Here is a 23,968-nt window from a genome sequence, read left to right on the forward strand (position 1 = left end):
CGAGAGATACGCCGACCTGAGAAATCGAGTTGATTACGGATTCACAGCCAATCGTTCAGGTCGGCGTAGCTCTTCAATATCCCCCATTCGGTCCCCTCTCCCTCCGGGAGAGGGCTAGGGTGAGGGAAAAAATTTCAAAGAACACCGAGGTTCCCATGTCCCACCCCCGCTGGCTCAGAAACATCCGCCCCTACGGCGCCCCCGCCGAAGACCTGCTGATCGAAAACGGCAAGTTCAGCCAACGCCGCCCGGCCTCCAATGCTCCACTGACCGCCACCGACATCGACGGCCAGAACCAGCTCCTGACCGCTCCGCTGGTGGAAAGCCACGTCCACCTCGACAAGACCCTGTACGGCCAGCCCTGGCGCCCGAACAGCGCCGGCCCGACGCTCAAGGACTACATCAGCAACGAGCGCCGTGTGCTGCGTGAAGTCAAGGCGCCGATCGCCGAACGCGCCGGCGCGCTGCTGGAAAACTGCATCGCCCGGGGTTCGCTGACGATGCGTTGCCACGTCGACATCGACCCGGAATTCGGCCTGCGCCACGTCGAGGCCATGCAACACCTGCGCGAAACCTACAGCGACCTGATCGACCTGCAACTGGTGGTGTTCCCGCAAACCGGCCTGATCAGCCGCCCCGGCACCGCCGAGCTGATGCGCAAAGCAATGGCCCTGGGCGTGGAGAACGTCGGCGGCCTCGACCCGTGCGGCATCGACAACGACCCGATCGCGCAACTGGATTTCGTGTTCAAACTGGCCAGCGAGTTCCAGCGTGGCGTCGACATTCACCTGCATGACAAAGGTGAACTGGGCCTGTGGCAGATCGCCCGGATTGCCGATTACACCGAGCGTTTCAACCTGCACAACCGGGTGATGATCAGCCACGCCTATTGCCTCGGCATGTTGCCTTGGAGCCAGGTCAAACCGGTCGCCGAACGCCTCGCTGCGCTGGGGATTTCGCTGATGAGTTCGGCGCCGGCCGACTGCGCGGTGCCGCCGTTTCTGGCGCTGCGTGACTCCGGCGTCAACGTGTGCCTCGGTTCCGACGGCATTCGAGACGCGTGGTCGCCGATGGGTAATGGCGACATGCTGGAACGGGCAATGTTGCTGGCGTTTCGTTTTGATCTGGGCAAGGACGATGAACTGGCGGCGGCGTTCGACGCGGCGACGGTCAACGGTGCGCGCGCATTGGGGATCGAGGATTACGGCTTAGCCATCGGTCGGCCGGCGGATTTTTTGCTGATGCCGGTCGAAACCCTCGGTGAAGCAGTAGTTTCGCGCCCTGTGCGTCAGGTCTATCGCGGTGGCGAATTGATCGCGAGCGGCGGTCGTTTGCTGGGCAGCCGTCTGTGAAACGGATCGGTCTGAAGGCTGGTTGCGTGGTCGGTTTCGACGGCACGCAACATGTACTGTGGCGCGACGGCGAAGTGGTGTTCGCCGGTTCACGGATCGAGTTTGTCGGGCGCGGATACCAAGGGCCGGTGGATCAGTGGATCGACTACGGCAATGCGCTGATCGGACCCGGTTTCATCGACCTGGATGCCCTCGGCGATCTCGACTCCACCGTGCTGACTCTGGACAACGGCGACGAACGCGCGATGGGCCGGATGTGGTCGGCGGAGTATCTGGCGGCCGGCCCGCGTGAGTCGTTCAGCCCCGAAGAAGAGGTCTTCAAGTACCGCTACGCCTTCACCCAGTTGATCCGCAACGGCATTACCACGGCCATGCCGATCACTTCGATGTACTACCGCGAATGGGCGGAGACCTACGACGAGTTTGCCGCTGTCGCCGACGTCGCGGGCGAATTGGGCCTGCGTACCTATCTCGGCCCCTGCTACATGAGCGGCATGAGTTACTGGCGCGCCGACGGCACCCTCGCCCATCACTGGGATGAGGCTCGGGGCCTGGCGGGACTGGATGCGGCCGAACGGTTTTTCAAGGATTTCGATGGCGCCCACGCCGGGTTGATTCGCGGTGCGCTGCTGCCGGATCGCATCCAGACCTGCACCCCGGCGCTGCTCCAACGCACGTCCGCCTTGAGTCGTGAACTGAACGCACCGATGCGTCTGCATTGCTGTCAGGCGCCCGGCGAAGTAGCGATGGTCGAACAGTTGCGCGGCACCACGCCGCTGGGCTGGTTGCAGCGGTTGGATTTGCTCAACCCGCGCAGCCTGTTGCCCCACGGCATTTACACCTCGGGAGATGACGACTTGCAACGGGTCATCGACGGCGGCGCCAGTCTGGTGCACTGCCCGCTGGTGTTCGCCCGTGACGGCGAGGCGCTGAATTCGTTCGGCCGCTATCGCGCCAAAGGCATCAACTTCGCCCTCGGCACCGACACCTGGCCGGCGGATTTGCTGGCCAATATGCGCCACGGTCTGAACATCGCCCGGTTGATGGAGGGTGGATCGGCGCTGACCAGCAGCCTCGACCTGTACAACGCCGCGACCCTCGGCGGCGCCAAGGCGTTGGGCCGTGACGACCTCGGTCGCCTGGCCCCCGGCGCCAAAGCGGATATCACCGTGTTCAACCTGCGCGGCCTGCACCTGGGCCCGCTGTTCGATCCACTGAAAAACCTGCTGCTGGCCGGGCGCGGCGACGACTGCCTAGCCAGTTACATCGACGGTCGCTGCGTGATGCACGACGGTCAGGTCAACGGCGTCGACTACCCCACTCTGCAACGCCAGGCCCAGCGCCAATACGAAAAACTGATGCGCAGCCACAGCGACCGGGCCTTTGGCCGACCGGACTGGAAAAAGCTGTTCCAGCCGGCCATTGCGTTCGCCGACGCCTACAGCGCCGAAGCGCCGTTGAGCGCCATCGATCCACTTCTTTAGAGAACACTGCCATGCACAGCTTCGATTTCAGCCAACTGAGCCCACGGGAAAAGTACAAGATTCTGATCGGCAGCGTGGTGCCGCGCCCGATTGCACTGGTCACCACCATCGACGGCGAAGGCCGGGTCAATGCCGCGCCGTTCAGTTTCTTCAATGCGCTGTCGGCGGATCCGCCCATTCTCGCGCTCGGCGTGGAGAACTACGACGACCAGAGCCCGAAGGACACCACGCGCAATATCCAGATGAATCAGGAGTTCACCGTCAACATCGTCAGTGACGCCTTGGTGGAGGCCATGAACGTCTGCGCCGTGCCGTTCGCGCCGGGCTTCGATGAGTTGACCGCAGCGGGCCTGACAGCGATCCCCGGCACCTCGGTCAAATGCCCGCGAATCGGCGAAGCACCCGTGGCGCTGGAATGTCGGCGGATGATGGCGCTGAACATCGGTCAGTCGCGGGAGATCATTTTTGGCGAGGTGTTGATGGCGCATGTGCGCGACGAGTTGATCGACCCGAAAACCCTGTACATCGATCAATTGGGGCTGGATGCGATCGGGCGCATGGGCGGGCATGGTTATGCACGGACCCGAGACTACTTCGACCTGCCGACCCGCTCGTTGCAAGCGTGGACGGAGGCGCCGGGGGGTGGCGAGCGGTTCTGGCCACAGCGCTGATCAGTGGAAGTCGCGGCTCTGTACGCGGATGCCGTTAAGCAGCGGAGTCAGATCGCTCAGGCGTCCGGCAATCAGGTGCCGCACCTCGCCTTCCCGCTCCCAGCGGCCATCGACCTTGAGCAGTTGCGAGCCCACCAGCACCTGGCGCTGGCGCTCGGCCAGATCGCGCCAGACCACTACGTTGACGTTGCCGAACTCGTCTTCCAGGGTCACGAAGGTCACGCCACTGGCAGTGCCCGGCCGCTGACGCCCGGTCACCAGCCCCGCCACGCTGACCGGCCGGCCGTGTTCGACCTCCAGCAACTCCCGGGAACTGCGGCAGCGCCGCGCCCGCAACTCGTTGCGCAACAGCGTCAGCGGGTGCGGCCCCAGCGTGGTGCCAAGGGTGGCGTAGTCGGTGAACAGGTCTTCGCTGACACTCGGCGTCGGCAGCAACACATCCGGTTCCTCCTGACTCGGCAACCCGGCAAACAGCCCGAGCTGTTTCTGCACCCCGGCCACTTCCCAGCGTGCCCGATGGCGGTGACCGGCCAGGCCGCGCAACGCCCCGGCATCCGCCAGCAGCGCCTGGGCCCGACTGTCGAGCCCGGCCCGTTCGCCCAGGTCGGCGACATCGGCAAACGCCCCCCTCGCCCGAGCCTTTTCAATGCTCCGGGCATCCTCCTCGCGAAAGCCCTTGATCATCCGCAGGCCCATGCGGATGGCCGGTTGCTCGCCGGCAATCGGCTCAAGGCTGCAATCCCAGTCACTGGCGCGTACATCCACCGGGCGGATCTGCAAATGATGCCGGCGCGCATCCTGAAGAATCTGATCCGGGCTGTAGAAACCCATCGGCCAGCTGTTGATCAGCGCACAGGCGAACGCCGCCGGTTCATGGCACTTGAGCCAGCAACTGGCATAGGTCAGCAAGGCAAAACTGGCGGCGTGGGACTCGGGGAAACCGTAACTGCCGAAGCCCTTGATCTGCTCGAAGATCTGCGCGGCGAATTCCGGGCTGTAGCCGTTTTTCTTCATGCCGGCGGCCAGCCGTTCCTTGTGCGGTTCCAGCCCGCCGTGGCGTTTCCACGCCGCCATGGAGCGGCGCAACTGGTCAGCCTCGCCGGGGCTGTAGTCGGCGGCAACGATGGCGATCTGCATCACCTGCTCCTGAAACAGCGGCACCCCGAGGGTGCGCTTGAGCACCACTTCCAGCTCCGGTGACGGATAGGTTTCCTCTTCCTCCTGATTCCGACGGCGCAGGTACGGATGAACCATCCCGCCCTGTATCGGCCCCGGCCGGACGATGGCCACCTCGATCACCAGGTCATAGAAGGTTTGCGGGCGCAGACGCGGCAGCATCGACATCTGCGCCCGGGACTCGATCTGGAACACGCCGATGGTATCGGCGCGGCTGATCATGTCGTAGGTCGGGCGATCCTCAGGCGGGATGGTGGCCAGGCTCAGGTCCTGATGGCGATGGCGGCGCAGCAGGTCGAAACAGCGGCGGATCGCGCTGAGCATGCCGAGGGCGAGGATATCCACCTTGAGCAGCCCGACCGCATCGAGGTCATCCTTGTCCCACTGGATGATGGTGCGGTCGGCCATGGCGGCGTTTTCCACCGGCACCAGAGTGTCCAGCGGTTGCTCGGATATCACGAAACCGCCGGGGTGCTGCGACAGGTGCCGGGGGAAGCCGATCAGTTGCCCGGTCAGGCTCAGCACCCGGTGCAGCAGCGGACTTTCGGGGTCGAAACCGCCCTCGCGCAGGCGCTCCACGGGTGGGGTTTCATCGCTCCAGTGACCGCAACAGTCGGCCAGCGCATTGATCTGGTCCGGCGGCAAGCCCAGCGCCTTGGCCACATCGCGGATCGCACCGGAAGCGTGATACGTGCTGACCACCGCGGTCAGCGCCGCACGACGGCGGCCATAACGACGGAACACGTATTGCAGGACTTCTTCCCGGCGTTCGTGCTCGAAATCGACGTCGATGTCCGGCGGCTCGTTGCGCTCCCTCGACATGAAACGCTCGAACAGCAGCGTGGTGCGGTCCGGGTCGATCTCGGTGATGCCCAGGGCAAAACACACCGCCGAGTTGGCCGCCGAACCCCGGCCCTGACAGAGAATTTTCTGCTCACGGGCGAAGCGCACCACGTCGTGCACGGTGAGGAAGTAGCTTTCGTAGCCGAGTTCGGCAATCAGCTCCAGCTCATCGTCGATCTGCTTGAGCACCTTGGGCTGTGCGCCTTTCGGCCAGCGCCAGGCGATGCCTTGTTCGGTCAGGTGGCGCAGCCAGGAACTGGCGCTGTGTTCCTCGGGCACCAGCTCTTTGGGGTATTGATAGCGCAACTCGCCCAGATCGAAGGTGCAGCGGCGGGCCAGCTTTAGCGATTCGTCCAGCAAGGTCTGTGGATACAGCTCGCGCAATACATCGAGGCTGCGCAAATGCCGCTCGCCGTTGGGGTGCAGGCGCAATCCGGCCTCGGCCACCGGGACGTGATGGCGGATCGCGGTCATGGTGTCCTGCAAGGCTCGCCGGCCACGGGCATGCATGTGCACATCGCCGCTGGCCACGGCTGGAATTTGCAGCTCATCCGCCAGACTCAACAGTGCGGCAAGCCGTTGCTGATCGTTCTGCCCACGATGCAACTGCACCGCCAGCCACAGCCGCTCGCCGAACGTCTGTTTCAGCCAGCGCCCCTCTTCCACCTCATCGACCGCCTCCGGCACCCACAGCACCAGCAATCCCGGCAACGGCTCGCTGAAGTCCTCGCGCAGTATTTGATACTGGCCTTTTTGGGTACGCCGTCGAGCCTGGGTGATCAAGCCGCACAGGGCCTGATAACCCTCGATGTTCTCCACCAGCAACACCAGTTTCGGGCCGTTCTCGATACGGATTTCGCTGCCGATGATCAGCGGCAACTCCACTGACTTGGCTGCCTGCCAGGCACGGACGATCCCGGCGAGGGTGCATTCATCGGTAATCGCCAGCGCCTGATAGCCGTGCTTTTTCGCGCGCTGAAACAGTTCCAGCGCACTGGACGCGCCGCGCTGGAAACTGAAATTCGACAGGCAGTGCAGCTCGGCATAACCCTGGTTCATGCGAACCAGCCCTGCAGCCACAACGGACCGACCTCACCCACTGCCCGGTACGCCCAGCCTTGCTGGCCTGCGCGGTTCTGGATCAGGTAATAGTCGCGGCGCACGTCGTCACCGTCCCACCAGCCGGACTCGATGCGCTCCGGACCCATGAGGATGCGCGCCGAACCTTCGGGCACCGACTGCGGCTCGCCCAATAACCAACCCGGACGCTGCACGCACGGCAATGCAGGGCAACGCTGCTTGTCGTCGGCGTTCTGCCACGCGCACTCCGGGCGATGATCGGCCTGAAAGCGCAGGCCCTGCACCGCCTCATCCCCCAGCCGTGCGCGCAGGCGTTCGCGCAGTTGCTCCCAGGGCAAGGTCTGCTGCGGGCGGTCGTCGAACAGTTCCTGAAACTGCGGCACGAAACTCGGCAGATCCTCGGCGCGCAGACGAAAGCCGCGCACCGGGGCTTCGACCTGCACCTGCTCCAGTCGACCACGGGCCAGTTCAAAGAGCATCGCCGGATCGCGTTCGGCGCTGAGCAGGCCGACCTTGATCAATGTGTCCGGCAACCCGGCGTGTTCCAGATGCAGATCGAAGCGCTGCACGCCGCTGTCGCGGCCGCACAAAAACGCCGCCAGATCGGACGTCAGGCGGCGCAAGGGGAACAGCAGCGCCTGATGGGACTGCACGTCGAAATTGAGTTCGATGCGCACGTCGAAACGATCCGGCGGCAGGTAGAACGCCAGCGCCAGCGGCCGTGCGCCGAACAGCGTGTCCAGGTGTTTGAGCATCGGTGCCTCGAAACGCCGGGCCAGGGCCTGACGCGGCAGGTTCTGCACCTGATGGAGGTTGCGCAGGCCCATGCGCGACAGCGCCGTGGCCACGCTCGGTTCAAGCCCGATGCGGTCGACCGGCAATTGTCCGAGGTGATGGCGCAGGGCCTCACCGTCGGGCACCACCAGTCCGTCATAGGCGTTGGCCAACACCCGCGCCGCCACCGGGTTGGGCGCGGCGACGATGCGGTGACGAAAGCCCAGCTCGGTCAACTCCGTGCGCAACCGCGCCTCGAACTGCACCCAGGAACCGAACAGCCCGAGGCTCGATTCGATCTCGAACACCACGGTGCGCGGATAATGCACGCTGACCTGGGCGCTGAAACGATAGGCCCAGGCGGCGAGAAACTGCTGCCAGTGCTCGACCTCGGCCACGTCGTAATCGACGGTGGTGAACCCTTTGCTCATGGCCTGCGCGGCGGTCATCGATTGCCCGGGACGCAAGCCCAGTGCCCGCGCCGCCGGGTTGATCGCTTGCAGCACCCGGCGCTGGGCCGGGCCGCTGAGCAGCGCCAACGGTTGCTCGGGATCGGGGCGCTGACGCAGCACGGCGTCGAGGGCCAATTGCGGGAACAGAATGCAAACCCAGCGCATGGCGACCTCAATGCCCCACGGTGAAGGCAATCGGTGCGCTGCGCGCCAGTCCGCCCCGGCACTTGAGCACGCGCAATTGCGCCGGGCGGGCATCGATGGCGATGCGCAGCGCGGCCGGCGACGGGTTGACCGCTTCGCTCAAGGGGCGCCACGCGAACGCCAGGGTCTGGCCGGTTTCCGCCGCCACCTGCAAACGGCGCAAGGCGCGGTCATCGGCCTTGTGCGGCCAGCACAGCACCGCGCCGCAACTGCCCGAGCGCAGGCATTGTTCTGCCGCCCACAACGCATCGCGTTCGCTGGCCTGGATCACCGACAACTGCCGCAGATCGACCCCGGCATTGGCCCACGCCTGCGGGTACGGCACGAACGGCGGCGCCACCAGCACAATGCGCTCGCCCGCCGCCGACAGCCGCGCCAGCGTCGGCCACACCAATTGCAATTCGCCGACACCGGGCCCGGCCAGCAGGATTTCGCTCAGCGCCGCTTCTGGCCAGCCGCCACTGGGCAACGCTGCGTCCAGCGCCGCGTGCCCGGTGGGTTGCGGGCTGGCGGCGGGTGGCGCAGGCCGGCCCTTCCAGACCTGGCCGCCATTGAACAGCGTATCCAGCGCAACGACGGCACCCATCAGCCTTGCCTCACCAGACCGCAGAACACCCCTTCGATAGCCAGGTCCTGATCGGCCCGCACCACAATCGGCTGGTACGCCGGGTTGCGCGGCAACAGGCGAACCTCATCGCCGACCCGCTCGAAGCGTTTGATCGTGACCTCACCGTCGAGTCGCGCCACCACGATCTGGCCATTGAGCGCTTCGGGGTTGCGTCGCACGCCGACCAGGTCGCCGTCGAAAATGCCGTCCTCGATCATCGAATCGCCCTGCACCCGCAGCATGTAGTCGGGCGTGCGGGAGAACAGCGCGGGATCGAGCATCAGCCGATTGTGCAGGTCGGCATCGGCACCGATGGGCGCACCAGCGGCCACCCGGCCGAGCACCGGGACTTCGAGCAGTTCCGGCCGCGCCGGCTGCCCGAGCAGGCGAATGCCCCGGGCCTGATGCGGGTTGACCTCGATAAACCCGGCTTCGGTGAGCGCCAGCACATGCTTGCGCGCCACGCTGCGGGAGGCAAAACCAAAAGCCTCGCTGATTTCAGCGAGGCTTGGGGGCTGACCGTGTTCGGCGATGCGTTCGCGGATAAAGGTCAGGATGGCGGTACGGCGGGGAGTCAGAGTCGTCATGGAGTACATTTGTACTCTTGTGGGATTTTCCTGACAAGCACCGCCAGTCAGCTCAAACCGCGCTCCGCGAGAAACCCCGCGATGTAATCAATGAACGCCACAACCTTGGCCGTCGCCCGTCGATGGCTCGGGTACACCGCCAGAATATGTGGCCCGAAGCTGTCCGGGTCGATCTCGTAATCGGCCATGACCCGCACCAGTCGCCCGTCGGCGATGTACGGCGCGGCACTCCACAGCGGCGTGTGCAGCAGGCCACGCCCGGCCAGGGCGCTGGCCAGCAGCAGGTCGTAATTGTCACTGCGCAACAGCGGCGCCGTCGGTTGCGCCAGGCTCAGGCGCTGGCCGTCGCGCTCGGCCCACCAGAATTCGCGGCTGAGCAACGGATGCCGGTACAGCAGCCATTCATGCTGATCGAGGGTTTGCGGCGTCACCGGCAAGCCCTTGCGCGCCAGGTATTCGGGGCTGCCGCACAGCGCCAGGCGATTGCTGCCGACCACCCGGGCGATCAACCCCGGCAAATCATCGTGCCCTTCACGCAACGCCAGGTCGTAACCGCTTTCCAGCAGATTGACGAATTCGTCGCACAAATCCACTTGCAGGCTGATCTGCGGGTATTGCTGCAAAAAGCCGTCACACACCTGATCAAGAAACGCCCGCCCGTAGGCCAGCGGTGCGGTGATTTTCAGGCTGCCGCGCAGGCCATGCTGCAACTGCTCGATTTCTTCGCTGGCCTCGTCCAGCCGTTGCAGCACCTGGCGTGCGGTTTCCAGATACAGCCGGCCGATTTCGGTCAGCAGAATCCGCCGCGTGCTGCGCTCGAACAGCCGCGCCCCAAGTTCGGATTCCAGATGATTGACCGCTTTGGTCAGGGCCGACGGGGTCTTGCCCAGTTGCTCGGCAGCGCGGCTGAAACTGCCGAGCTGCGCGGTGACCACGAACATTTTCAGTGCACCCAGCTTGTCCATGCTTTTTCCATTCAGGCAAAAACGTTTTTCGTGAGGGAGGCGTTCTGTCGGGCGTTGGCAGCCACTAATCTGGCCATCAGACGCAATAACAAGGAAATGTTCAATGAAAAGATTCATCCCGCATTTCACAAAAAATCTGCTGATCGCCGCTATGAGTTTTGCCTCGATGGAAGCCATGGCCGCCACCGATCTGGTGCTGCTCAATGGCAAGATTTTCACCGCCGACCGCGCTCAACCGAAGGTTCAGGCGCTGGCCGTGGAGAACGGCAAGGTGCTGAAAGTCGGCAGCGACGCGCAGATCAAGGCCTTGATCGAGCCCGGCACCCAGGTCATCGACCTGAAAGGTCAGGCGGTGATGCCCGGCCTGATCGACAGCCATTCCCACGCGATTTTCGGCGGACTGGAAATGGTCTCGGCCAACATGGAAGACGACGTGGTCAGTCTGGATGAACTGGAAAAACGCCTGCGCGGCTGGCGTGACGACGGCAAGGCCCGCCATGGCGACGTATTAAGCGTGGCCGGCATGAGTTCGGCGTATTGGGCCAAGGCTGAAGCGCTGGGCAAAATCTTCAATAACGGCGAATGGGCCGACGTGCCAGTGGTGTTCACCGGCAGCGATCACCACACCGCTTGGGCCAACAATGTGATGCTCAAACGTGCGGGCATCGACGCCGGACTGCTGAAAACCCTGCCGGACGCGGAAAAAGACACCCTCGGCAAACTGGCCAACGGTGAGCCGAACGGCTTTGTGGTCGATGCCGGTTGGGATCGGGTCGCCTCGAAAATGCCGGTGCCGAGCCCGGCCGACATGCTCAAGGCTGCGCAATCGGCGGTGCACTTCAATAACAGCCTCGGCATCACCGCGTGGATGGACCCCGCCGCCAACGCCGCACCGGGCGAGCCGGTGTTCGCCCTCAAGCCCACCGAGAAAACCGTCGGCGTGCTGCCGGCCTACAAGGCCCTGTCGGAAAGCGGCGGCATGACTGCCCACGTCGCCGCACTGCTGGTGGCCAATCCGAAAAGCGTCCCGGCCGATCTCGACACCCTCGACAAGGTGCGCCGGCAGTTTCAGGGCATTCCCAACCTGACGCTGCCGGGGATCAAGATCTTCGCCGACGGCGTGATCGAGTACCCGGCCCAGAGCGCGGCGATGATCGATCCCTACAGCAACTCGCACAAACAGGGCGAATTGCTGATCGATCCGCAGCATTTCGGCGAACTGGTCAGTGCCATCGACCAGCGCGGCTGGCTGGTGCACATCCACGCCATCGGCGACCGCGCGGTGCGCGAATCGCTGAACGGCATCGCCCAGGCGCGCAAGGACCGGCAAAGCGGCGTAACGCACTCGATCACCCACCTGCAAATGGTCAACCCGAAGGAGTTCGCCCGCTTCAAGCCGCTGAACGTGATTGCCTCGATGCAACTGCTGTGGGCCAGCGCCGACGACTACACCACCGACATGATCAAGCCTTACGTCAGCGCCCTCGCCTTTCGCTATCAATACCCGGCGCATTCGCTGCTCAAACAGGGCGCGACGATTGCCGGCGCCAGCGACTGGCCGGTGTCCTCGCCGAACCCGTGGAACGCCATGGCCCAGGCCATCACCCGCACCGGGCCGCTGGGCGTGCTCAACGCCGACGAACGCCTGGACCGTGAAACCATGTTCTACGCCTACACCGCCAACGCGGCGCGGACCATCGGCCTGGAACAACAGATCGGCTCGCTGAGCCCCGGCAAACAGGCCGATTTCATCGTGCTCGATCGCGACGTGTTCAGCGTCGACGACAAGGCCCTGCATGACACCCAGGTCCTGCAAACCTGGTTCGCCGGCCGTCAGGTCTACGCCCCTACCCTCCAATAACAATCGCCGTATCCGCTGCCCGACCCCGCGCCAGCCGCCGGGGTCCGGCGCAGCCTTGCCCGCTTCCTGCCCATAACAACCACAACAACGGGACTTCACATGAAAGCCTTGCCCCTGCTCGCCCTCACTTCCTTGAGCCTGCTGCCTTTGAGCAGCCACGCAATTGCCCTGAACGATGATTTCGCGGTGCTGGTCGATCTGACCCTGGCCAGCGATTACCGCACCCGCGGCATCTCCCAGACCCAGAACGACCCGGCGGTGCAGGCCGGGCTGACCCTGGCCCACAGCAGCGGCCTGTACCTCGGCGCATGGAGTTCGAACGTCGATTTCGGTGGCGGCCTGAAAACCCGTCAGGAGGTCGATTACTACGCCGGCTGGCTGTGGCAGGCCACCGAGGCCGTGAGCCTGGATCTGGGCTACATCAAATACGCGTATCCCAAGGAGAGCCAGTTCAACCAGAGCGAGGTGTACTCGATTCTCAGCGCCTACGGCATGAAACTCGCGGCCTATTACTCCAGTGACGCGCCGGGCATCGACAGCAAACAGAGCTCGCTCTACAGCTACATCGGTTACGAAACCGAATTGCCGTTGGATTCCGGGCTGAAGCTGCGCTACGGCAACATGGACTTCAAGGATCCGCACATGTACTCGGGCTCCGGCCACAGCGAAGAGTCCTACCGGGAGTGGGAAGTCAAACTGACCCATAACCTGGCCGGCGTGGTGCTGGGCCTGAGCTACATCGACACCGACCTGTCGCAGAGCCAATGCCTGAGCAACTGGGGCTTCAAGGACGTGTGCACGGCGACGGTCGTCGCCAGCATCAGCAAATCCTTCTGAACCTCCGCAGTTCTCCGTGGGAGCCGGCCTGCTGGCGCCCACGTTTTTTTGCACTTACCGTGATTTTGTTACCGGATGTTTACGGAATTTTTACCAATGCTCTTCTACAGTTACGCGCGTAACCGTATGGGTTTTCGACTGACGTAGAGGAAAGTATCGAAATGGCTTTGGGCAAAGGACTGCGTTTACCGTCCATCACTCCGACCCGCCTGGTGCTGCTGTTTTCGCTGGCACTGGTGGCGCTGTACAACCTGGCGACCTGGAAGGCGCTGGGAACATTGATCACTCTGCAAGGCGCACAGAAACTGGCGTTTTTCGCGTCCTTCGGGCTGTTTCTGTGGGCGGCGATCACCCTGTTACTGACCCTGGTGTCGTTTCGCTGGACGCTGAAACCGGCGTTGACCCTGGTGGCCCTGCTCTCGGCCTGCGCGGCGTACTTCATGAACGAGTACGGGATCACCATCGACACGGTGATGATCCAGAACGTGTTCGAAACCAATCCCGGGGAAGCCGCGGCGCTGTTCAGCGGCAAACTGCTGGCTTACGTGCTGTTGCTCGGTATGTTGCCGGCCGTGCTGATCTGGCGCTGGCCGGTGGTTTATCGGCCGTTCTTTCGGGGCTTGCTGAACAAGGTGCTGGTGATTGTGTCCTGCGTGCTGGTGATCGGCGCATCGGTGGGCGCGTTCTATTCGACCTACGCGCCGATCTTTCGCGAGGAAGACAAGCTCACCCACTTCATCAACCCGACCAACTACATCTACGCGATCAGCAAATACACCAAGCAGCGGCTGGGGATCAAAAAGCATTTTGTGGTGCAGGCCATCGGCGAAGACGCGGTGATGAGCGCCAAGGCGGCCTCCCGCGAGAAGAAATCGCTGATGGTGCTCGTGGTCGGCGAAACCGCACGGGCCGACCATTTCTCGCTCAACGGCTATGAGCGTGAGACCAACCCCGAGCTGAGCAAACTCGACATCCTCAATTTCACCCAGGTGCATTCCTGCGGCACTTCGACGGCGGTGTCGGTGCCGTGCATGTTCTCGATGTTCCCGCGCGAGGACTACAGCGACAAGAAAGGCAAAACCTACGAAGGCCTGCTGGACATCCTGCAACGGGCCGGCGTGCAGGTGTTGTGGCTGGACAACAACAGCGACTGCAAGGGTACCTGCCTGCGCGTGCCGAACCGCGACATCGCGAAAAACCAGCCGGGGCCGTTCTGCGACGGCAACAACTGCCTCGACGAAGCGCTGCTGGCCGACCTGCAAAGCTACATCGACAGCCTCAAGGGCAACGCGATCATCGTCCTGCACGCCGACGGCAGCCACGGCCCGGAATATTACGAGCGCTATCCCAAGGACATGGAGCGTTTCAAACCGATCTGCCACACCAACCAGCTGGGCAGTTGCAGCCGTGACGAACTGGTCAACGTCTACGACAACACGATCCTCTACACCGACCATTTCCTGGCCAAGGTGATCGAGCTGCTCAAGCGCAATCAGGACCATCTCGATACGTCGATGCTGTACGTGTCCGACCATGGCGAATCGCTGGGCGAGAACGGCCTGTACCTGCACGCCGCGCCTTATGCGCTGGCGCCGGAAGCCCAGACCCATGTGCCGATGGTGATGTGGTTCGGCAACAACACCCTGGCGCAACTGGGCATCGACCGAGGCTGCCTGCAAGGTAAAAGCAGCCAGCCGGATCTGAGCCATGACAACCTGTTCCATTCGGTGCTGGGGTTGTTCGAGGTCAGGACGTCGCTGTATCAGCCGGGGCTGGATATTTTCCATGGCTGTCGGCCGGCGATGACGGCGGGACAGTGATCCCCTCCAGCTGCGCCAGATAGGCCCACGGGTAAATCCCGCGCTGATGGCCATCGCTGAACACCAGTTGCAGGCCGTAGCCCTGAGCGTTCAATTCGATGACCCGCACACGCGGGTCAACCATTGGCGGCGAGCCCCGCAGGCGAAACGCCCGGCATTGCGAGCACGGGCACTGGCGGCGCAGTTCGGCATGGTCGAGCAGTTGCTCGCGGCCATCCGGCCAGTTCAGCCGTAACCGGTGTTCGCTTTGGGAATTACCGACCGACAGCGGATTCATTGCAGCTGACTCAAGGCAATCCGCACGGCTTTGCGCACTTCCGGGTCGCCGTCGTCCTGCGCGGCCTGCAACGCGGCCACGGCCCCGCGATCGTTCAGTTCGCCGAGGGCCAGCGCGGCTTCCTTGCGCAGGTTGCTGATGCGATGGCCGAGGGTGTCGATCAACGCGTCGAGGGCCGCGACGTACTTGAGGCGCCCGAGGCTGCGGGTGGCGCGCAGGCGTACCTGCCAGTAGTCGTCGGCCAAGGCTTCGATCAGCGCCGGCCCGGCGTCGGTATGGCCGACCTTGCCAAGGGTGGTCGCGGCTTCTTCGCGTACTTGCCAGGCCTGGTCCTGCAAGGCTTGACGCAACGCGGGCAGCACTTCGGCGTCACTTGCCAAACCCAGGGCGCCGGTGGCGGCGCGGCGTACTTCGGTGTCCGGGTCATCACTCGCCAGGCGGGCCAGTGCCGGCAACGCGTCGAGTTGCTTGAGCCAGCCGAGCACGCCGACGGCTTCGCGGCGCACACTGGCATCGGCATCGTTCAGCGCCTGAATCGCGGTCGGCGCAGCGCCGGGGAAACGCAACTCGCGCAAGGCCCGGAACGCGGCAATCCGCACGCCGGTTTCGGCATGGGCGGTCCACGGCAGAATCACCCTGCCCGCCGCTTCGGTCTTGAGCAGGCTCAGGCTCTGCGCCGCAGCGGCTTGCACCGCCGGCGACGGATCCGTCAGCGCCTGGCACAGCGCTTCAACCACCGGCTCGTCTTCCCAGGCCTCCAGCAGGCGCGCCGCTTCGGCACGCACTTCTTCGGCGGGGTCTTCGGCCAGACGCTCGACCAGCCAGAGCAGACCGTCCGGCTCTTCGAGGTCGGCCAGATCGATCAGGGCAATCCGCCGTACACCGGCGTCATCAGCGGTCAGGCGCGGTTGCAGGGCGAGAATGGCGTCGTTATCGGTCACAGCAAAAAATGAGGTCACAGGGCAAATCTCGGCAAGGAGTTTTCAGGAGGCAAACCGAGCGGATTGAGGCGCGGCAGCGGTCGGTCGTTGTCGTGGCGCAGCAGGTCGAGGCAGTGGCGCTTGAGGCGCGAGAATTCGTGACTGGTCACCAGTTCGGTGGTGCGTGGCCGGGGGAAATCCAGGCGCAAGTCTTCGATGATCCGCCCCGGCCGCGCGCTCATCACCAGCAAGCGATCGGCGAGGAACAGCGCTTCGTCGATGTCATGGGTGACGAACACCACGGTGGTGCGAATCCGCGTCCAGATGTCCAGCAGCAGTTCCTGCATGTTCAGTCGGGTCAGCGCGTCCAGTGCGCCGAAGGGCTCGTCCATCAGCAACAGCCGGGGGCGATTGACCAGCACCCGGGCGATTTCCACCCGTTGCTGCATGCCGCCGGAAAGTTGATCCGGCCAGCGTTCGGCGAAGCCTTCGAGGCCGACCAGTTTGAGGATGTCGTCGGCGGCGCGATGGCGCTCGGCTTTGCCGATGCCGCGCATCTTCAGGCCGAAGGCAACGTTGTCGCGCACCGTGCGCCACGGGAACAGCGTGTGATGCTGAAACACCATGCCGCGCTGTGGCGACGGGCCGGACACTTCGGCGCCATCGACTTTCAACTGCCCGCCATGGGGTTGCAGATGCCCGGCCAGCGCACCGAGCAAGGTCGACTTGCCGCAACCGGAGGGGCCGAGAATGCACACGAACTGGCCCGGTTCGATTTGGCAGTCCAGCCCCTGCACCGCTTCAAACGCTTGCCGGCCTTCGCCGAGGACGATGGATAACTGGCGGATGTCGATCCGCCCTTCCGGAGTTTGCATCACGCTCATCAGGCTTTTCCTCGTGGTCGATGCCAGGGCGTGAACAGCCCGCCCAGGCGTTTGATCAGCAGGCTGCTGCCCATGCCCAACACGCCGATCAGCAACATGCCGACCACGATGTCGGCGTAGTTCTGGATGGTGTAGGACTCCCAGGTGTAGTAACCGATGCCGAACTGACCGGAGATCATTTCGGCGGTCACCAGACAGAACCACGAGGTGCCCATGCCGATGGCGAGCCCGGTGATGATGCTCGGTGCGGCACCCGGCAGGATCACTTCCAGCAGAATCGCCCGACGCCCGGCCCCGAGGCTTTTGGCCGAGGCGATCAGCCGCGGGTCGACGCCTTCGACGCCGTGCACGGTGTTGAGCAGGATCGGGAACAGTGCGCCGGTGAAGGTGATGAAGACCATCGACAGTTCCGACGACGGGAACATCAGGATGGCCAGTGGAATCCAGGCCACGGCGGGGATTGGGCGCAGTACTTCCAGCGGTGGCAGCAGCAGGTCTTCGGCCCATTTCGAACGGCCGATGGCCAGGCCCAGGGCGATGCCGATCACCAGCGCCGCGAGGTAGCCGGCGAAGACCCGGCCAAGGCTGGCGCTCAGGTGCTGGATGAGCTTGCCGGAGTCGCCGAGGCCGAGCGCGGCTTCGATCACGGCCAGCGGGGTCGGGACGTTGGCGAAGGTGACGAGGCCGAGGTTCCAGTGGTGACTGGCGGCTAGTTGCCAGAAGAGCAGGCAGAGGAGCAATGAGGCGGCTCTGGGGATCCAGCGTGAAAACATATATCACCTCTGATCGTTCCCACGCTCTGCGTGGGAATGCATCCCGTGACGCTCCGCGTCACATCCAAAGCGGACGCAGAGCGTCCATGGCGGCATTCCCACGCGGAGCGTGGGAACGATCTACGTTTGAGTTAACGGGTGGCAACCGCTTGGGTGGTGGCATCCGTGAAGTCGAGGACTTTCCCGCCCTGCGCCGAGGCAAATTGCTGCGCCTGCCCCTTGAGCAAAAACGCGCTGAGTCGCCCCTTCGCATCACTGGCAAACCACGCCTGCTCCGCCAACAACTTGATCCCGCTGTCACTCGCCTGCGCATACACCGCCCGGATGTTCTTGCCTTCCGATTTCAGGCCGGCCAGCGCGGTGAACGCCTCTTCAGCCGAGGCATACCGCCGGACCTTGTCCTCACCGCGCACCCAGATTTCCGCAACATGACTGAAATCCGAAATGGCTTTCCCGGTCAGCGCATCGACCGACTTCAACGGCGTCTGCGCGTAGTTGGCCAGTTGCGCCGTGTAATCCAGATTCGAAGCCTTGAACGCCGCGCGGATGTACTGATCGTCGATAAAGGTGTTCAGGTCGAGCCCGCGATCAGCCTTTTTCAGCAACTTCAGCGTATCGATGGCCGTGCCCACGGCCTGGCGATATTCCGGTTTCCAGCTCAGGTCGCGGGTCTGCACGCCGAGCGGGCCGTGGAACAGGTAGTTGACCTCGGCATCGACGCCGGTGACCTTGGCGATCAGTTCGCTGTATTTCTCCGGTTCGGCAGCCAGCAGTTGATTGGCCTCGATGCTCGCGCGCAGGTAGGCGACGACGATTTCCGGGTATTTCTTCGCGTAGGCCTGATCGACCAGCGCACCGTGGAAGGTCGGCGCATTGGCCTGGGCGCCGTCGTAGATCTTGCGGGCGAAACCACGACTCGGGAACAGTTCGGCAAACGGCACGAAGTCGGCGTGGGCGTCGATCTTGCCGGCCTGCAACGCGGAGCCTGCGACCTCTGGCGGCTGGGCGATGATGTTCACGTCCTTGAGCGGATCCCAGCCCTGCTCCGCCACGGCGCGCAGCAACATGCCGTGGGCGGTGGAGGCGAACGGCACGGAGATGGTCTTGCCCTTGAGTTCGCTCAACGACTGCACGCCAGATGCGCTCGGCACCACGATGCCGTTGCCGCTGCCCTTGATGCTGCCCGACAGCACGCTGATGAACAGACTGTGTTTGCCGGCGGTTTCAAACGCCACGCCGTTGAACGCACCGGGGAAATCGGCCATGGCGCCGAAGTCGAGTTTGCCGGCGACCATCTCGTTGGTCAGCGGTGCGCCGCTGGTGAAGTTCTTCCATTGCACATCGTACCTGGCGTCCTTGTAGGCGCCGTCGTGAGGCAGGTATTTGTCGAGCAGGCCCAGTTCGCGAATCAACAGGCCGCCGGCGGCGCAATTGATGGTGGTGTCCTGAGTGCCGATGGCAATGCGGATGGTTTCGGCCGAGGCCGACAGGGTGAACGAAGCCAGTACCAGACCGGCGATTGCTGCACGCAACATGGTTGAATCCCCTCGAATCATTTATAGGATGTTCGTCTCCGCCGCGATCAGGGCGCGGTGGGAAACGAGGGGTGTGTTGAATCAGGCGTCCGGTGTTGCCGGATAGCGTTTCAGCGAAGCAGGTACGGGATTTCGACTTTCACCGCACCGGTCGGGCAGTCCTTTTCGCAAGGCATGCAGTACCAGCATTCATCGAAGGCCATGTAGGCCTTTTGCGTGGCCGGGTTGATCGCCAGCAGGTCCATCGGGCAGACATCGACGCACACGGTGCAGCCCTTTTCGGCGATGCATTTGTCCTCGTCCACGGTGACGGGGGCGTTGGAGCGGAAGAAGATTTCCTGGGCTTGGTAGGCCATGGTTCGGACTCTCTCTAGTGATGCCTCAAGCGGCGAATGCGCCGACCCGGAGGCGGTCGTAGGCCTGCATTTCCTCGGCATCGAGGGGGATGATGTAAGGCTCGACGGCTTTCTTGAAACTGGTCATGCGCCCGTCTTCGCCCTTCTTCAGGTGGCAGTGGCAGAACCATTCGCGGTCGTCCCGTTGCGGATGATCGACGCGGTAGTGGTACAGGCCCCAGCGACTTTCGGCGCGGAACAGCGAAGCGCGGGCGGCCATTTCGGCGCAGTCGCGAATCACGCTGGTTTCCATGGCGCGCATCAGTTCGTGGGCGTTGTTGGCCTTCATTTCGTCGAGATCGCGCTCGATGTCGCTGAAGCGTTGCAGGCCGATTTCCATCTTCTTGGTCACTTTCGGCGGTTGCAGGTAGTCGTTGACGAAGCGCCGCAGCTTGTACTCCACCTGGGCAGGCGGCAGACCGTGTTCGCGATCCAGCGGTGCATAGACCCGGGCCTTTTCCTTTTCGATCTGCTCGGCATCCAGCACGGAGAACTCGCGCCCGGCAACAAACTCCGCCGCGTTGTTGCCCGCGAACCAGCCGTAGGTGAACGCGCCAAGCATGTAGTTGTGCGGCACGGCGGCCATGTCACCGGCCGAGTACAAACCTTTCACCGAGGTTTCGGCGCGCTCGTTGACCCACACGCCGGACGCCGAGTGGCCGCTGCAAAAACCGATTTCCGAGATGTGCATCTCGACCATCTGCGTGCGGTAGTCGGTGCCGCGATTGGCGTGGAACTGGCCACGACTCGGACGTTCGTTGCTGTGGAGGATTTCCTCGATGTTCTGGATGGTTTCCTCGGCCAGGTGATCGAGCTTGAGGAACACCGGGCCGTTGCCGCTTTCCAGTTCCTGATGGAACTCCCACATCATCTGCCCGCTCCAGTAGTCGCACTCGATGAAGCGTTCGCCCTTGTTATTGGCGGTGTAGCCACCGAGCGGGCCGGTAACATAGGCGCAGGCCGGGCCGTTGTAGTCCTTGATCAGCGGGTTGATCTGGAAGCACTCGAGGTTCGCCAGTTCGGCCCCGGCGTGATACGCCATGGCGTAACCGTCGCCGGCGTTGGTCGGGTTTTCGTAGGTGCCCATCAGATAACCCGAGGACGGCAGACCGAGGCGCCCGGCAGCGCCACACGCGAGGATCACTGCCTTGGCCTTGATCACATGGAAGTCGGCAGTGCGGCAGTCGAACCCCATCACACCGTTGACGGCGCCCTCCTCGTCAGTCAGCAAACGGGTGCAGACCAGGCGGTTGGTGATGCTCACCCGCGCGCGCTTCAACTGGCGATACAGGACTTTTTTGATGTCGTGCCCTTCCGGCATCGGCAGCACGTAGGCGCCCATGTGGTGGACTTTCTTCACCGCGTAATCGCCGGTCTCGTCCTTCTCGAACTTCACGCCCCAGCGGTCGAGCTGCTCGATGGTTTCGAAACTGTGGGTGGCGTAGGCATAGACCGCTGCCTGATTGACGATGCCGTCGTTGGCGATGGTGATTTCCTTGGTGTACTGCTCGGGCGTCGAGTGGCCGGGAATGATTGCGTTGTTCAGGCCGTCCATGCCCATGCTGATCGCGCCGCTGCGCTTGACGTTGGCCTTGTCGACCAGCAGCACGCGCAGTTCCTTGTTCTTTTCCTTGGCCTTGATCGCGGCCATCGGGCCGGCAGTGCCGCCGCCGATCACGACGATGTCGTATTCCTGTTCGAGAGTATTGCGGGTCATGTTCAGGCCCCTTTTTGCCGGTCGATCCGCAGGCGGTATTGGAACGCATCGCCACGGTAGTAAAGGTGTTCGAAGTCCAGCGGCTGGCCGTGAGCGTCGTGGGTCAGACGCTCGATGCGCATGATCGGCGAGCCGGCCTCGACGTTCAGTGCCTGGGTCAGGTCGCTGTCGGCCAGCACCGCGTCGATGGCCAGATCGGCGTGGCCGAGGGCGATGCCGCAGTCGTTTTCGAGGATCAGGAAGATGTCGCGGGTGACCAGATCGGCCTTCTCCAGCCGCTCGCCGACGGCTTTGGGCAGGTAGGTGATTTCCAGCGAAATCGGCTCGCGGTTGATCAGCCGTACACGCTTTATCTGCGCGACGATTTCGCCTTCGGCGACCTGCAAACGCTCGGCAACCAGTTTATCGGCGGCGATGAATTTGAAGCTGCGCAGGCGGTTGATCACCTCGTAGCCACGGCCGGTCATGGACTCGGCGAGACCTTGCAGGGTGCTGACGTTTTGAAAGGTCTTGGGTTTGGCGACGAAGGTGCCTTTGCCGTGGATCTTGAAGATCAGCCCTTCTTTCTGCAGATCGCCCAGGGCCTGGCGCACGGTGATGCGGCTGACCTTGAACAGCGTTCCAAGCTCGCTTTCGGACGGCATCTGGCTGTCTTGCGGGTATTCGCCGTCGAGGATGCGGGCGCGCAGTACGTCGCGCAGTTGGGTGTGCAGCGGGACGCTGCCCAGGGAGAGAACGTTATCGGTCATCACGGGATCACTTGTCATAACGAGTTATGACGTGATCTTAGAGACGTTATGACAAGTTTGAGAAATATTGTTTGGGCATAACCTTAGATGCGCCTTCAGTGGCGCTTGAGGATCTGATCCATGACCCAATCAGTCTTCAGGGCCTCGGCGGCGATTGCCGGGTGCCGGGACTCACCGCGAATCTGCGCGTTCATACCGAGTACGTGATGCCACTGGATGTGTTCGTGATGGGGGATTTCCAGGCTGATGTGTTCGTCGGCATGCAGCTCGACCGGATGCTCGTCGAACACCGAAAAGCCGATCCGCCCTTGGCTGCCAATGATCTCGACCCGATCCTCACGGCGATCCGCAACAAAGTTCCAGCAACCCATGCCCAGTGCGCCCGAGGCGAATCGCCAACTGGCGCTGACCGCATCCTCCGCCGCGTACAACCCGGCCTGACGCGCGGTGAAACCGGCGACTTCGACGATGTCGCCAAGCAGGTACTGGAACAGGTCAAAACCATGGCTGGCCAGATCCGCGAAATACCCGCCCCCGGCCACCGCCGGATCGGTGCGCCAGTTGTCGCTGCCGTCCAGATCCTTGGGCGATGGTGCCTTGGTCAGCGTCCAGCTCAGATGCCGCACCTGGCCGATGCGGCCCTGCTCCAGCCACTGCCGAACCTCCTGGAAACGCGGTAACGAACGGCGGTAATAGGAGACGAACAGGTGCAGACCAACCTCGGCGAACGCCTGCTGCATCTCGCGGCTTTGCCCGGCATTGAGCGCCATGGGTTTCTCCACGCAGCAGTGCTTGCCGGCGGCGGCGACTTTCAGGCTGTAGGTGTGGTGGCTATCGGGTGGTGTGGCGATGTACACCGCGTCCACCTCGGGGTCGTTGATCAGGGCATCGACGTCGGTGTACGTCCGGGCGATGCCGTGGCGCGCGGCGTAATCGGTCACGGCTTCGAGGCGGCGCCCCATCACCGCCACCAACGCCGAGCCGGGCGCCTTGTAGAAGGCCGGCCCGCTCTTGCGTTCGGCGACGCTGCCGCAACCGATCATGCCCCAACGCACCACGTTCATGCTTGTGCCTCAGCCGATGCGCAGTGCGCGCAGATCGAGGTGGCCGTTTTGCAGCGGCGGGCACCAGTAATAGCCGCCGGTGATCGGCCGGCTGATGCGATAGAGACCGTCGGTGATGCCGTCTTCCAGACCGCTCATACGGCGCAGTTGCGCTTCAAAGGCATCGAGGGAGAAGCCGAACGCCAGGAACATCAGGCCGGCGCGGTCGCCTTCGATCCACGGCATCGAACGACGCACGACGAAGGCTTCCGGGGCGAAGCTTTCCTGGGCGGTGCGTTTGACGTGGGCGGACACCGGGGCGTCGTCGATCTCTTCGTTGTCGCTCAGGCGACGGCCCATGATGTTGTCCTTGTCCTCGGCGGACAACGCATGGAAACCCTTGAGGTCGTGCTGCCATTGCTGGATTGCGGCGAAGCTGCCACCGACCAGACCGTCCGCGCCGTCACTTTGCAGTGCGGCGGCGATGGCGGCTTCGTCGTGCGGGTTTTCGGTGCCGTCTTCATAACCGGTGAGGTCATGGCCGTCCTTGTGGCGAAAGGCTTCCTGCATCTGCACCAGACGCAGCGCCGGGGCCAGTGCGGCCTCAAGCGCGGTGCTGCGGTTGAGCAGGTCGCCACGGTCGACGCCGTGCAGCCAGACCCACAGGGCGTGCTGGGTCGACGGGTTTTCCACGCCGACACCGGTCAGCACCGGGAAGCTGCGCAGGCCGTCGATGTTCACCTTCAGGGCCTTGGCCAGGGACTCACCGAAACCGACCACCGCCGACTTGCCGTCCACCAGGTTCAGCAGGTTGTCGATCGCCTGCGGCAGCGCTTCAACCGAATCAAGGGCGAAAAACAGGTGACGTGCTTGTGGCGGAACGGGGGTGGCGAGGATGCCCGGCTGGTAGTAACTCATGTCGACTCCTTGGAAAGAGCGCGGAGTTTAACTGTAGCCGGAGG

The 23,968-nt window shown here is 63.6% G+C and carries 20 protein-coding genes and 1 pseudogene; 6 read left to right on the forward strand and 15 right to left on the reverse strand.

The features are described from left to right. Positions 1 to 155: 155 nt before the first annotated feature. The 3 genes from QRN46_RS08060 to QRN46_RS08070 are packed head-to-tail and all read left to right on the forward strand — an operon-like array spanning position 156 to position 3,507. Positions 156 to 1,352: an amidohydrolase family protein gene (locus QRN46_RS08060; RefSeq protein ID WP_221614544.1), complete on the forward strand. Its 1,197-nt coding sequence runs from the start codon at positions 156 to 158 to the stop codon at positions 1,350 to 1,352. Next, a complete protein-coding gene (locus tag QRN46_RS08065; protein WP_285354490.1) occupies positions 1,349 to 2,836 on the forward strand; it encodes an amidohydrolase family protein in 1,488 nt (495 codons plus the stop codon). The genes QRN46_RS08060 and QRN46_RS08065 overlap by 4 nt, the downstream gene beginning before the upstream one ends. Before the next feature lie 11 nt (positions 2,837 to 2,847). Then, positions 2,848 to 3,507, forward strand: a complete 660-nt coding sequence (locus tag QRN46_RS08070; protein WP_282474453.1) for a flavin reductase family protein — start codon at positions 2,848 to 2,850, stop codon at positions 3,505 to 3,507. Here QRN46_RS08070 and QRN46_RS08075 read toward each other — a convergent pair whose 3' ends face one another. Genes QRN46_RS08075 through QRN46_RS08095 form a run of 5 tightly spaced genes read right to left on the reverse strand, consistent with a single transcriptional unit; the run spans position 3,508 to position 10,195 of the window. Then, the gene (locus QRN46_RS08075) at positions 3,508 to 6,585 is read right to left on the reverse strand and encodes an error-prone DNA polymerase (protein ID WP_201819281.1); all 3,078 of its coding nucleotides are present in this window, start codon (positions 6,583 to 6,585) and stop codon (positions 3,508 to 3,510) included. Further along, the gene (locus QRN46_RS08080) at positions 6,582 to 7,997 is read right to left on the reverse strand and encodes a Y-family DNA polymerase (RefSeq protein ID WP_011334533.1); all 1,416 of its coding nucleotides are present in this window, start codon (positions 7,995 to 7,997) and stop codon (positions 6,582 to 6,584) included. Before QRN46_RS08080 ends, QRN46_RS08075 begins: the two co-directional genes overlap by 4 nt. A gap of 7 nt (positions 7,998 to 8,004) precedes the next feature. Then, on the reverse strand, positions 8,005 to 8,622 hold the full coding sequence (gene imuA, locus QRN46_RS08085; RefSeq protein WP_011334534.1) for a translesion DNA synthesis-associated protein ImuA: 618 nt from the start codon (positions 8,620 to 8,622) through the stop codon (positions 8,005 to 8,007). Continuing rightward, complete coding sequence (gene lexA / locus QRN46_RS08090; RefSeq protein WP_201819277.1) at positions 8,622 to 9,239, reverse strand: transcriptional repressor LexA; 618 nt, start codon at positions 9,237 to 9,239, stop codon at positions 8,622 to 8,624. The genes imuA and lexA overlap by 1 nt, the downstream gene beginning before the upstream one ends. Positions 9,240 to 9,277: 38 nt before the next feature. After that, entirely contained in the window at positions 9,278 to 10,195 is a 918-nt protein-coding gene (locus tag QRN46_RS08095; RefSeq protein ID WP_011334536.1) for a LysR family transcriptional regulator, read from the reverse strand. 103 nt (positions 10,196 to 10,298) lie between these two features. Between QRN46_RS08095 and QRN46_RS08100 the strand changes: the two genes are divergently transcribed. From QRN46_RS08100 to QRN46_RS08110, 3 genes are all read left to right on the forward strand, one after another. Continuing rightward, positions 10,299 to 12,056 (forward strand): amidohydrolase, encoded by a 1,758-nt coding sequence (locus QRN46_RS08100; protein WP_285354491.1) that lies wholly within the window; start codon positions 10,299 to 10,301, stop codon positions 12,054 to 12,056. 99 nt (positions 12,057 to 12,155) lie between these two features. Continuing rightward, positions 12,156 to 12,893 carry a TorF family putative porin gene (locus QRN46_RS08105; protein ID WP_285354493.1) on the forward strand — a complete coding sequence of 246 codons (738 nt, stop codon included), beginning with the start codon at positions 12,156 to 12,158 and terminating at the stop codon, positions 12,891 to 12,893. 161 nt (positions 12,894 to 13,054) lie between these two features. After that, positions 13,055 to 14,713, forward strand: coding sequence for a phosphoethanolamine transferase (locus tag QRN46_RS08110; protein ID WP_285354494.1), 1,659 nt, complete (start codon positions 13,055 to 13,057; stop codon positions 14,711 to 14,713). A gap of 7 nt (positions 14,714 to 14,720) precedes the next feature. Here QRN46_RS08110 and QRN46_RS08115 read toward each other — a convergent pair. The 10 genes and pseudogenes from QRN46_RS08115 to QRN46_RS08160 all read right to left on the reverse strand — a co-directional run. Next, positions 14,721 to 14,990 (reverse strand): annotated as a pseudogene (locus QRN46_RS08115) (DUF971 domain-containing protein); the annotation flags it as partial. After that, complete coding sequence (locus tag QRN46_RS08120; RefSeq protein WP_285354495.1) at positions 14,987 to 15,949, reverse strand: HEAT repeat domain-containing protein; 963 nt, start codon at positions 15,947 to 15,949, stop codon at positions 14,987 to 14,989. The gene QRN46_RS08120 and the pseudogene QRN46_RS08115, both read right to left, overlap by 4 nt. Beyond that, positions 15,946 to 16,794, reverse strand: a complete 849-nt coding sequence (locus tag QRN46_RS08125) for an ABC transporter ATP-binding protein (RefSeq protein ID WP_011334542.1) — start codon at positions 16,792 to 16,794, stop codon at positions 15,946 to 15,948. Before QRN46_RS08125 ends, QRN46_RS08120 begins: the two co-directional genes overlap by 4 nt. Then, the gene (locus QRN46_RS08130; RefSeq protein ID WP_039768884.1) at positions 16,794 to 17,567 is read right to left on the reverse strand and encodes an ABC transporter permease; all 774 of its coding nucleotides are present in this window, start codon (positions 17,565 to 17,567) and stop codon (positions 16,794 to 16,796) included. The genes QRN46_RS08125 and QRN46_RS08130 overlap by 1 nt, the downstream gene beginning before the upstream one ends. A 131-nt stretch (positions 17,568 to 17,698) precedes the next feature. Beyond that, positions 17,699 to 19,102 carry an ABC transporter substrate-binding protein gene (locus QRN46_RS08135; protein WP_285354496.1) on the reverse strand — a complete coding sequence of 468 codons (1,404 nt, stop codon included), beginning with the start codon at positions 19,100 to 19,102 and terminating at the stop codon, positions 17,699 to 17,701. Positions 19,103 to 19,212: 110 nt separating this feature from the next. Beyond that, positions 19,213 to 19,458 (reverse strand): 4Fe-4S dicluster domain-containing protein, encoded by a 246-nt coding sequence (locus QRN46_RS08140; protein WP_007959413.1) that lies wholly within the window; start codon positions 19,456 to 19,458, stop codon positions 19,213 to 19,215. Positions 19,459 to 19,483: 25 nt separating this feature from the next. Continuing rightward, a complete protein-coding gene (locus QRN46_RS08145) occupies positions 19,484 to 21,214 on the reverse strand; it encodes a fumarate reductase/succinate dehydrogenase flavoprotein subunit (RefSeq protein ID WP_129973940.1) in 1,731 nt (576 codons plus the stop codon). A gap of 2 nt (positions 21,215 to 21,216) precedes the next feature. After that, on the reverse strand, positions 21,217 to 21,963 hold the full coding sequence (locus QRN46_RS08150) for a GntR family transcriptional regulator (protein WP_011334546.1): 747 nt from the start codon (positions 21,961 to 21,963) through the stop codon (positions 21,217 to 21,219). A 95-nt stretch (positions 21,964 to 22,058) separates the two neighbouring features. Further along, positions 22,059 to 23,027 carry a Gfo/Idh/MocA family protein gene (locus tag QRN46_RS08155; protein ID WP_285354497.1) on the reverse strand — a complete coding sequence of 323 codons (969 nt, stop codon included), beginning with the start codon at positions 23,025 to 23,027 and terminating at the stop codon, positions 22,059 to 22,061. A 9-nt stretch (positions 23,028 to 23,036) separates the two neighbouring features. Beyond that, a complete protein-coding gene (locus QRN46_RS08160) occupies positions 23,037 to 23,924 on the reverse strand; it encodes a Dyp-type peroxidase (protein ID WP_285354498.1) in 888 nt (295 codons plus the stop codon). Positions 23,925 to 23,968 lie beyond the last annotated feature (44 nt).

Origin of the sequence: Pseudomonas sp. lyk4-R2A-10 (genome assembly GCF_030209075.1) — a bacterium.
GTDB classification, from domain to species: Bacteria; Pseudomonadota; Gammaproteobacteria; order Pseudomonadales; family Pseudomonadaceae; genus Aquipseudomonas; species Aquipseudomonas glycinae.